This is a genomic window from Microcystis sp. LE19-131.1A (assembly GCF_027532015.1).
Classification (GTDB): domain Bacteria; phylum Cyanobacteriota; class Cyanobacteriia; order Cyanobacteriales; family Microcystaceae; genus Microcystis; species Microcystis ichthyoblabe_A.
On record NZ_JAPZSS010000138.1, the window covers coordinates 1 to 1,374 of the forward strand.

General features: G+C 43.7%; 1 protein-coding gene and 1 pseudogene. Both read left to right on the forward strand.

The window, feature by feature from the left end; translation table 11 throughout:
* Positions 1-267: 267 nt before the first annotated feature.
* Entirely contained in the window at positions 268-855 is a 588-nt protein-coding gene (locus O9323_RS11700) for an anthranilate synthase component II (RefSeq protein WP_043998719.1), read from the forward strand.
* A gap of 209 nt (positions 856-1,064) precedes the next feature.
* A pseudogene (locus O9323_RS11705) lies at positions 1,065-1,374 on the forward strand (RNA-guided endonuclease TnpB family protein); the annotation flags it as partial.

The following is a 1,374-nucleotide window of genomic DNA, read 5'->3' on the forward strand; positions in this document are numbered from 1 at the left end:
TAATACAGTGAGTTCTTTTCTTCTTCCGTGAATTCTAGGTTAATCATGTTTTTAATGAGTGCTTTGCTTCTAATTATGACTCTTAAACTATACTATTGTCCTTGAGTAAAAAATGCAAGTTGCAGCCGTGCAAAGTATAGCAATTCCGGGCAGATTCTGGCTGACGGCACAAAAATAGCCTACCCCCTACACTCCGGCTATCTCGATCAAGACAGCAGGGGTGTAGAATGAAAATACTGAGCGAGGCTAGAGAAAGGAGAGAGACTCTTGATAATCGTCATCGATAACTATGATAGTTTTACCTACAATTTAGTCCAGTATTTGGGAGAATTAGCCTCCGAGTTCCCGATCGCTGTGCCGATCGAGGTCTATCGTAATGATAAAATAGACTTGGCCACGATCGAACAAATGCGGCCGGATGGGATTGTCATTTCCCCCGGTCCTGGTCGTCCGGTCGATGCGGGCATATCTCTGGAATTAATCGCCAAATTTGGCCCCCATTTGCCGATTTTGGGGGTCTGTCTGGGTCATCAAAGTATCGGTCAGGTATTCGGGGGGGATGTGGTCCGGGCCCCGGTCTTGATGCACGGCAAAACTTCCCCAATCTATCACAACAGTGAAGGGGTATTTCAAGGCTTAGAAAATCCTTTTACTGCCACCCGTTACCATAGTTTAGTGATCGATCGCTCCACCATGCCGGATAATTTAGAGATCACGGCCTGGGTGGAAGATGGCACGGTCATGGGAGTCCGTCATCGGGATTACCCCCAGATTCAAGGGGTACAATTCCATCCCGAAAGTATTTTAACCACTGCCGGCAAGGAACTTTTAAGAAACTTTCTCCGATCCCTCTAGTGTTTACCTATAATGTCGGCTTGAAGGCTCTCGGTTTCACCTCGGAGATGAAAGGTTCCGCCAGCATAGAACAGCACTTCGACACATTTCGAGGGGCTTCGATGTAAAGGCTCAGTGACACGAGCACGACTAAAAATAACTCTAATCTATAGTTGCCAATTTAATTTTAGTATGCTAGAATAGTTTGCGTAGTAGGTCGATAACGCAAAATGTTTGTTTTAGAGTACAAGCTTAGAGGAAAACCATCTCAATATCAAGCCATTGATGAGGCTATTCGGACAGTCCAGTTTGTTCGGAATAAATGTCTTAGATATTGGGAAGACAATAAAGGTGTAGGACAAAAGGATGTATATAAATATGTCACTCAATTAAGAAGTCAATACCCTTTTGTTCAAGACCTTAACTCTACAGCTTGTCAACAGGCTTGCGAACGGACTTGGACTGCTATTCTTAGGTTCTATAATAACTGTAAGAACAAAATTGCTGGTAAGAAAGGATATCCTAAATACTCTAAACGTA